Raw genomic sequence first — 8,467 nt, forward strand, 5'->3', positions numbered from 1 at the left:
CCCCGGCAACCCCGGAAGCCGCCAGGGCACAGCTCTTTGCGGCGCTGGAGCGGATGGTGGGCTTCGTCATCGTCAGTCCGCAAGCGGGCGAGATCGTACAATTCGTACTTCGCGAGCTCTCGCATCCGACCGCCGCGCTCGACCGCATCTATGCCGGCGTCTTCGAGCCGACGCACCGGCGGCTGTGCCAGATCTGGGAGCAGGCGACCGGCGAACCGGCCGAGAGCGAGGCAACCCGGCTCACCGTTTTCACCATGATCGGCCAAGTCATCTATTTCCGCATCGGCCGCGAAGCGGTGATGCGCCGGATGGGCTGGCGCGAGATCGGCGAGAAAGAGGCCGCCAAGGTGGTGGCGGTCACGACCGGCAATCTCAGGGCAATGCTAGCGGCGCGCGATGCGCCCGCCGGCAAGAAGGGCAAATCATGAGCTTTCTCTGTTCGTTGCCGCTCGCGGCCCAACTGTTCGGCGCCTGCGCGCCGGCGGCACCCCTCGCCGTCGGCTATGTCGAAGGCGAATATGTGCTGATGGCGCCGATCGAAGTGGCCCAGGTGGCGACGGTGACGGTGAGGCGCGGCGACCGCGTCGAGACCGGCGCGGCGGTGGCGACGCTGGAAGATGCCGATGCCAAAATCGAGGTGGCGCAGGCCGAGGCCGCGCTTGCCCAGGCACAGGCGCAGCTTGCCGACCTGCAGGTCGGCAAGCGTTCGGAAGAGATCGCCGTGCTGAAGGCCGAGGTCGACATGGCAAAAGCCCAGGCCGCCGACGCCAAGCGCAAATATGACCGCGCCAGCGACCTCTACAAGCGCGGCACCGGCACGCAGGCCGACTACGACACCGCCTCGGCCTCGCTGGAGACGGCCAACGCGCAGGTCGGCCAGGCGGAAGCCAATCTCGCCGTCGGCAACCTGCCGGCGCGGCCCGAGACGATCAAGGCCGCCGACAACCAGGTCAAGCAGGCGCAGTCGGCCCTGCGGCAGGCTGAGTGGCGGTTGTCGAAGCGGGTGCTGATGGCGCCCTCGCCCGGACGCGTCAACGACGTGATCCGCAATCCCGGCGACACGGCCGGGCCGACCGCACCGGTGATCTCGATGCTGCCGGACGGCGCCGTGAAGCTCAGCGTCTATGTGCCCGAAAGCGCGTTCTCGTCGGTCAAGGTCGGCACCGCGCTCAGCGTCCATTGCGATGGCTGCGGGGCAGGGCTGAAGGCGCGCGTCAGCTATGTCTCGCCCGATCCCGAATTCACACCGCCGGTGATCTACTCGCTCGAGAACCGGCAGAAGCTGGTCTATCTCGTCGAGGCGCGGCCGGAGGGCGATGCCGGGCCGCTGCAGCCCGGCCAGATCGTCGATGTCGATCTCGCGGATATGGGGCAATGAACGCCATCGACGTCCGCGGCCTGGTCAAGCGCTTCGGCGACAAGACGGTCGTCGACCATGTGACGATGACGGTCGCCGAAGGCGAGATCGTCGGCTTCCTCGGGCCGAACGGCTCGGGCAAGACGACGACCATCCGCATCATGTGCGGGCTGCTCACGCCGGACGAGGGCGACGGCACGGTGCTGGGCTTCGACATCCGCACCGACGCGCTCAGGATCAAGCGTGAAGTCGGCTACATGACGCAGAAATTCTCGTTCTACGAGGATCTGACGATCGGCGAGAACCTCGAATTCGTGGCGCGGCTCTACCAGCTGAAGCCGGTCGAGCACTATGTGGCGAGGACATTGGAAGAGCTCGGCCTGGCGAGCCGCCGCAACCAGCTGGCCGGCACGCTTTCCGGCGGCTGGAAGCAGCGGCTGGCGCTGGCGGCCTGCATCATGCACAAGCCGAAGCTGCTTCTGCTCGACGAGCCGACGGCCGGCGTCGATCCCAAGGCGCGGCGCGAGTTCTGGGACGAGATCCATCGCCTGGCCGGCGGCGGGCTCACCGTGCTCGTCTCCACCCATTACATGGACGAGGCCGAGCGCTGCCACCGCATCAGCTACATCTCCTACGGCAAGATGCTCGCCGCCGGCACGGTCGACGAGGTGGTGAGGAATGCCGGGCTGACCACGTTCGTGCTGCATGGGCCGGGGCTCGACCAGGTCGCCCAGGCGCTGCAGGGGCGGCCCGGCGTCGACCAGGTGGCGCCGTTCGGCGCGACACTGCACGTCGTCGGCTCCGACAAGGCAGCGTTGGAAAAGGCGCTGGCCGACGTCGAGAAGGAGCACAAGGACGTGACGGTGACGCCGGGCGAGACCAGCCTCGAGGATGTGTTCATCCAGTTCATGTCCGGCTCGAAGGACAATATGGCATGAACGCGGTCTTTTCCTTCGCCAGGCTGGGCGCGCTGCTCACCAAGGAGTTCATCCAGATGCGGCGCGACCGCATCACCTTCGCCATGATGCTGGGCGTGCCGCTGATGCAGCTCGTGCTGTTCGGCTTTGCGATCAACAACGACCCGAAGAGCCTGCCGGCGGCCCTGGTGGCGACCAGCAGCGATCCCTACACGCGGGCGATGGTCTCGGCGCTGCAGACCACCGGCTACTACCGCTTCGACCATGTCGCGCAAAGTGCCGCGCAAGCCGAGTTCCTGATGGCGCGCGGCGACGTCTCCTTCGTCGTCACCATTCCCGCCGATTTCGCGCGCCGCGTCGAGCGCGGCGACAACCCGCAGATCCTGATCGAAGCCGACGCCACCGACCCGTCCGTCGCCAGCGGCGCCATCTCCACGCTCAGCACCGTTGCCGGCCAGGCGCTGCTGCGAGCCCAGGGCACCCAGGACGCGGCCAGGGAAGCGGCGCGCGGCCAGCTCGATGTTGTCGTGCACCGGCGCTACAATCCGGAAGGCGTCTCGCAATACAACATCGTGCCCGGCCTGCTCGGCGTAATCCTGCAGATGACCATGGTGATGATGACGGCGATGGCGCTGACCCGGGAAACCGAGCGCGGCACGATGGAAAACCTTCTGGCCATGCCCTCGAGCCCGCTCGAGATCATGCTGGGCAAGGTGCTGCCTTACCTGGTGGTCGGCGCGGTGCAGGTGGTGGTGGTGCTGGTGGCGGCGAAGCTGCTGTTCGGCATCCCCTTCGTCGGCAGCCTGACGCTGCTGCTCTCCTCGGTGCTGGTCTTCGTGCTTTCGCTGGTGCTGCTCGGCTACACGATCTCGACCATGGCCCGCTCGCAGATGCAGGCCATGCAGCTGACCTTCTTCTTCTTCCTGCCCTCGCTGCTGCTCTCCGGCTTCATGTTCCCCTATCGCGGCATGCCGGGATGGGCGCAGAGCCTTGGCGAGATCTTTCCGCTGACGCATTTCCTGCGCATCACCCGCGCGGTCATGCTCAAGGGCGCCGAGCTGCCGGCGGTGGCGACGGAAATCGGCTGGCTGGCGGTGTTCGTGGCGCTGTTTGCCGGGGTCGCGCTGGTGCGGTTCAGACGGACGCTGGATTGATAGGCACCGCCGGCGCGGTAGCCGAGACTATAGAGTGCATCGCCTGTGACGGGCCAATTCAGGTTGATAGATGCTGCGGGGCAAACTTCATATCCTTCCTTTGATCACGGGCAAGAAAGACATGCCCTTGCGTGTCGGAGCCGATCTCGGCCCAGTCCAGAAGCACCTTGGCTTCCCGAAATGGCTGTATGTCTATCAGAATCAGCCCTGCGGCTTTCTTCTTGGCTATGGCGACCTGGAGATCGACATTCTGACCCGCCGGAATCGGGCTCGCGTCAACCGCATCAGCATCAAGCTGTGGCACATGCCGGACGTCGCCAAGTCTTTACCTTTGAAGTGGAGCGGAAACAGCCAAATCGATCTCGATGGCTTCAGCCCAGCCATGAGACTTTCCTCCGCCAAGGCGCTGCTTACTGATCTCGGCCTTCACAGCGAAGAGTACCAAGTCGACAGTGCCTCCGAAACAGTGCGCCGCCTTGTGCTTCCCCATACGGAATTGCATTTCTTCCGAGGACCGGAAGAACCGATCCTTATGGAGATCCACTTCCTGACCTCAGAGGAAATCCGGCGAACCAAAGGTGATTGGGCCTTTTGAGCCACACAAGCTGAAGGCCTGACGCTTGTGGTAGGCGCAACAGTCCTACGCGGCCGTCATGATCTCGGCATAGGTACCGAAATCGACATTGCCGCCGGACAGGATCACGGCGACGCATTTGCCGGCGAGGTCGATCTCGCCGGAGGAGAGCGCGGCAAACGCGACGCAGCCGCCGGGCTCGACCACAAGCTTGAGATGGGCCATGGCGTCCCGCATCGCCTGGGCAGCGGCTTCGTCGGACACCGCGATGGCGCCGGCGAGATTTTTGCGGTTGATCTCGAAGGTGATGGCGCCGGGCTCGGCGGTGAGCAGCGCGTCGCAGATCGAGCTGTGGCCGGGATCGTTCGCGACCCGCTCGCCCTTGGCGAGCGAGCGGCGCGTGTCGTCGAAATGCTCCGGCTCGACCGCCCAGACCTGCGTATTGGGCGAGGCGTCCTTGACCGCGACGGAGATGCCACTCGAAAGGCCGCCGCCGCCGCAAGGGATGACGACGGCGTCGAGCGCCACGCCCAGCGCCTTGGCCTGCCGCATCAATTCCAGCCCGATCGTGCCCTGGCCGGCGATGATGGCCGGATCGTCGAAGGGCGGCACCAGCGCCATGCCTTGTTCGATATAGGGGCGCACGACCGTCATGCGATCCTCCTTGAAACGGTCGAACGTCACCACCTCGGCGCCCATCCTGCGGACATTGCCGATTTTCATCGCCGGCGCGTCGGCCGGCATGGCGATCACCGCCTTGACGCCGAACAGGGCGGCCGACGCCGCCACGCCCTGCGCATGGTTGCCGGACGAGAAGGCGACGACGCCGCGGCTGCGCTCTTCCTCGCTTAGCGTCGACAATTTGTTATAGGCGCCGCGGATCTTGAAGGAGCCGGTGCGCTGCAGCGTCTCCGGCTTGAACAGGATGCGGCCGCCATGGCGCCTGTTGATCTCCGGCGATTCGATCAGCGGCGTTTCGACGATCAGGCCGGAAAGCCGCTCGGCGGCGGCGCGGATGTCGGATATGCCGGGCAGGGTGGTCATGGCGGGCCTTGCGAAAGAACGCGATCGCCCCTGGTGCACGCAAAAGGCCGGCGCGCGCCAACGAAAAAATGTGACGGGGACAAGGTTTGGCGGTGGTGCGCTGGCGCGCCTTCACCTTCGTCGGGAGTTTTGGCTACCGCCAATCGCAAAAGGCTGATGCTGTCCCGGGTCGCTGGGCTTGTCTTGATACTGGACGAGAAAGCGCTGTGGCTGAAAGTGGCGCCGGGCGGAGCGGGCGCTGTTGGCGCGACCTATGCGATTAGCCGAGTCGCCTATTCCTTCGTCACACTCGGGCTTGACCCGAGTATCCATGCCTTGACCTTTGCGGTACGCGCGACGGTGCAGAATTCTGTAACCGCTGCAACGCCTTAGCGTCACGGCATGGATCGGGAATGTGGCCACGGCCAATCGCGGTCCTTGCGAACGCCCCGCTCACCCCAGCAGCGTTGGCGTCCGCTTCTTGCCGCCGAGCTTGCGCCAGGTGTTGAAGCGGTGGGTGGCGGCGGCGAAGGATATCTTCATCTGCTGGGAAACCGTGTAGCGCGACTTGCCTTCGTCGAACATGCGGTAGCAGCACTCCGCGCCCTCCTCGGTCAGCTTGCCGTCCGGCGTCTTGTTGTGCGGGTTGGCGGGATCGAATTTCTCGAGCTGTTCCTCGACCAGGCCCTTCAGGCGCCGCAGGTCGGCCTCGATGCTGGCGATGAGATCGAGCACCGGCTTGGCGTCGAATGCGTGCGGCGGCTTCTTCTCCGTCATTGCGTTGGTCTCCTTCGATTTCGGCTGTCGCGTCAATATAGGTTAACATTCGGCAATAATGAAGGGGCCGCTCCGAGCACGCCTGGTCATCCATTTTTGCGCGCGGCCCGTGGCCTTCGCAATTGACGTTGGGTGCTTGAAACCATAGTTTAGAATCATTCTAAACTAGAGTGATCCCATCATGCTTTCCCGTGTTTTCGGCTTCGGCCGCCGTTCCTTCGATTCGCTGTCGGAGCAGGAGATCCTGGCGCTGGCGATCTCCTCCGAGGAGGATGACGGGCGCATCTACCGCGCCTATGCCGATGGCCTGGCGCAGGACTTTCCGCAATCGGCCAAGGTGTTCGAGGCGATGGCCGAGGAGGAGGACGGCCACCGCGACTCGCTGATCGAGCTGCACCGCAAGCGATTCGGCGACCGCATTCCGCTGATCCGGCGCGAGCATGTCAGGGGCTATTACGAGCGCAAGCCGGACTGGCTGGTGCGGCCGCTCGGCATCGAGCATGTGCGCCGGCAGGCCGAGGACATGGAGCGGCAGGCCTACCGCTTCTATGTCGAGGCCGCCAAGCGCACCACCGACGCCTCGACGCGCAAACTGCTCGACGATCTCGCTCTGGCCGAGCAAGGCCATGAGAGCTCGGCGCACGAACTGGAGCAGCAGCACGTGCCGGGTGCGGTCAAGGAGGAGGAAGCGAGCGCCGAGCAGCGCCAGTTCATCCTCACCTATGTGCAGCCGGGGCTGGCCGGGCTGATGGACGGCTCGGTGTCGACGCTGGCGCCGATCTTCGCCGCCGCCTTCGCCACCCATGCGACTTTCCAGACGTTCCTCGTCGGCCTCGCCGCCTCGATCGGCGCCGGCATCTCCATGGGTTTCACCGAGGTCGCCTCCGACGACGGCAAGCTGTCGGGGCGCGGTTCGCCGCTCAAGCGCGGCCTGACCGTCGGCATCATGACGACGCTGGGCGGGCTCGGCCACGCGCTGCCTTACCTCATCCCCTATTTCTGGACGGCCACGATCGTCGCGGCGGTGGTGGTGTTCTTCGAGCTGTGGGCGATCGCCTTCATCCAGAACCGCTACATGCAGACGCCATTCTGGCGCGCCGCCTTCCAGGTGGTGCTGGGCGGCGCGCTGGTGTTCGGGGCTGGCGTGCTGATCGGGAACGCCTAGAGCAATTCCAGGAAAAGTGTGAGCGGTTTTCCGTCCGGAATTGCGTAAAAACAAGGAGGTAGAGCGGTTCGCCGTTTCCGTGAAACGGTGAAACGCGCTAAGCCGCGCCCTACTGCGTCAGCACCGTTTCCGAGGGGCGCTGGTTGTAGTCGCACTTGCCGGTGGTGGTGTAGAAGAAGTCGGCGTTGCTGACATCGGCGGGCACCGGGTTGCCGCCGTCTTCCCAAGCCTGGTAGCCGGGCTGGCCGCAGGGCACCGCGGTGAAGATGTTGACGGTCTTGCCGGTCGCCACCTCCGGCGTGTTGGTGGCGCTGGTGCCGATATAGAGCCGGTTCGAGGTGGCGGGGTCGTTCGATTTCAGCACCTTCGGGTTGCCCGACGGCACGTCCATCTCCAGATAGAGCTGGTCCATCTGGCTGACGTCGATCACCGCGCCGGCGCCATTGGCAGGATAAAAGGTGTCGGCGCAAGAATATCTGGTGCCGTATTGGTCGGTCTGGATCACCGATCCGGCGGGCAGGCTCTTCTGGAGGGACTTTAGTGTGCCGGTCGTGCACACCTGGCTTTGCACCACTGTGCTGGTGGAGCCGTTGACAGTGCTCACCGTGGTCGTGCCGTAGCCCTTCGGATCGCCATAGCCGTTATAGCTATAGCTGATCGTCATCAGCGGCTTGGCCACCGTGTCGCCGAACTTGGTGCCGTAGAGCGTCATGGTCTTTGCCCAGTAACCCGACACCTTCGTCACCTTGAAGGTGGACTGCACCAGCGCCGGCGTCTTGCGCACCGCGGAGCCGACGCCGACCTGCACCGTGTTGATCCGCGCGATCTGCATGAAATTGGTCGGCATCGGATAGCTGGCCGTGGCGGTGAAGGTCGCCGCGCCGAAACTGTCGACATTGACGCTGGTGAGCGTCGCCGTGCCCTGGCCGCTATTGGCCGCATAGGCCTGCTGAAGCGCCGTCTGGCGGTCGGCCAGCGATGTCGTGGTCGGCAGCGTGGTGATCGAGATGATCGCCGCGTCGAGCGCGTTCTGCATGTCGCTGCGGGTCGTCACCGCCGAGGTGTAGTCGACCGAAAAGCCGACTGCCGTCACCAGCGGGATCGTCAGCAGCACCATCATCGGCATCATCGAGCCGTGGCAGTGCGCGAAAAATCGCCTCAACGCGCTGGCCACCGCGGCCAGGCTGAACTTTCGGGCGGAACGGGACATTTCAGGGCCTTCGTCGTCTTGGGCAGCAAGTTGGTCGGGCGCGAAGCATGCGCCAAAGCGGTGCATGAATATTTAAGCGGTTTTGAATGTTTCGTGAGCGGGACGTGATCTTCCCTTCCCCCCTTGTGGGGGAAGGTGGATCGGCGCGCAGCGCCGAGACGGATGAGGGGTGTTCCAGCGGAGTGAGACGCTGGCGAACTCCGACCGGATAAGTGGCGCCGCCAAGCTGGAGCACCCCTCATCCGTCGCCTTCGGCGACACCTTCTCCCACAAGGGGAGAAGGGGAAGAC

General features: G+C 64.9%; 9 protein-coding genes. 6 read left to right on the forward strand and 3 right to left on the reverse strand.

What is annotated here, in order from left to right:
* The 5 genes from EOA27_RS11935 to EOA27_RS11955 form a co-directional block, all read left to right on the forward strand.
* Positions 1-428: DUF1956 domain-containing protein (locus EOA27_RS11935; RefSeq protein WP_127256261.1), on the forward strand; the 428-nt coding region annotated here is incomplete at its 5' end.
* Positions 425-1,378 carry an HlyD family efflux transporter periplasmic adaptor subunit gene (locus EOA27_RS11940; protein WP_126080270.1) on the forward strand — a complete coding sequence of 318 codons (954 nt, stop codon included), beginning with the start codon at positions 425-427 and terminating at the stop codon, positions 1,376-1,378. The genes EOA27_RS11935 and EOA27_RS11940, both read left to right, overlap by 4 nt.
* Positions 1,375-2,295 (forward strand): ABC transporter ATP-binding protein, encoded by a 921-nt coding sequence (locus EOA27_RS11945; protein WP_126080271.1) that lies wholly within the window; start codon positions 1,375-1,377, stop codon positions 2,293-2,295. Before EOA27_RS11940 ends, EOA27_RS11945 begins: the two co-directional genes overlap by 4 nt.
* Positions 2,292-3,428: an ABC transporter permease gene (locus EOA27_RS11950; RefSeq protein ID WP_126080272.1), complete on the forward strand. Its 1,137-nt coding sequence runs from the start codon at positions 2,292-2,294 to the stop codon at positions 3,426-3,428. The genes EOA27_RS11945 and EOA27_RS11950 overlap by 4 nt, the downstream gene beginning before the upstream one ends.
* A gap of 70 nt (positions 3,429-3,498) precedes the next feature.
* Complete coding sequence (locus tag EOA27_RS11955) at positions 3,499-4,023, forward strand: hypothetical protein (protein WP_126080273.1); 525 nt, start codon at positions 3,499-3,501, stop codon at positions 4,021-4,023.
* A gap of 45 nt (positions 4,024-4,068) precedes the next feature.
* Here EOA27_RS11955 and EOA27_RS11960 read toward each other — a convergent pair whose 3' ends face one another.
* On the reverse strand, positions 4,069-5,046 hold the full coding sequence (locus EOA27_RS11960) for a threonine/serine dehydratase (RefSeq protein WP_126080274.1): 978 nt from the start codon (positions 5,044-5,046) through the stop codon (positions 4,069-4,071).
* A gap of 432 nt (positions 5,047-5,478) precedes the next feature.
* On the reverse strand, positions 5,479-5,802 hold the full coding sequence (locus EOA27_RS11965) for a hypothetical protein (RefSeq protein WP_126080275.1): 324 nt from the start codon (positions 5,800-5,802) through the stop codon (positions 5,479-5,481).
* A 181-nt stretch (positions 5,803-5,983) separates the two neighbouring features.
* Here EOA27_RS11965 and mbfA point away from each other — a divergent pair, with 181 nt between their 5' ends.
* Positions 5,984-6,967, forward strand: a complete 984-nt coding sequence (mbfA, locus tag EOA27_RS11970) for an iron exporter MbfA (protein ID WP_126063482.1) — start codon at positions 5,984-5,986, stop codon at positions 6,965-6,967.
* A gap of 109 nt (positions 6,968-7,076) precedes the next feature.
* Here the strand turns inward: mbfA and EOA27_RS11975 are convergent, their stop codons facing one another.
* On the reverse strand, positions 7,077-8,096 hold the full coding sequence (locus EOA27_RS11975) for a TadE/TadG family type IV pilus assembly protein (protein ID WP_126083634.1): 1,020 nt from the start codon (positions 8,094-8,096) through the stop codon (positions 7,077-7,079).
* Between the last annotated feature and the right edge of the window lie 371 nt (positions 8,097-8,467).

This window comes from Mesorhizobium sp. M2A.F.Ca.ET.037.01.1.1, from assembly GCF_003998075.1.
Lineage (GTDB): Bacteria > Pseudomonadota > Alphaproteobacteria > Rhizobiales > Rhizobiaceae > Mesorhizobium.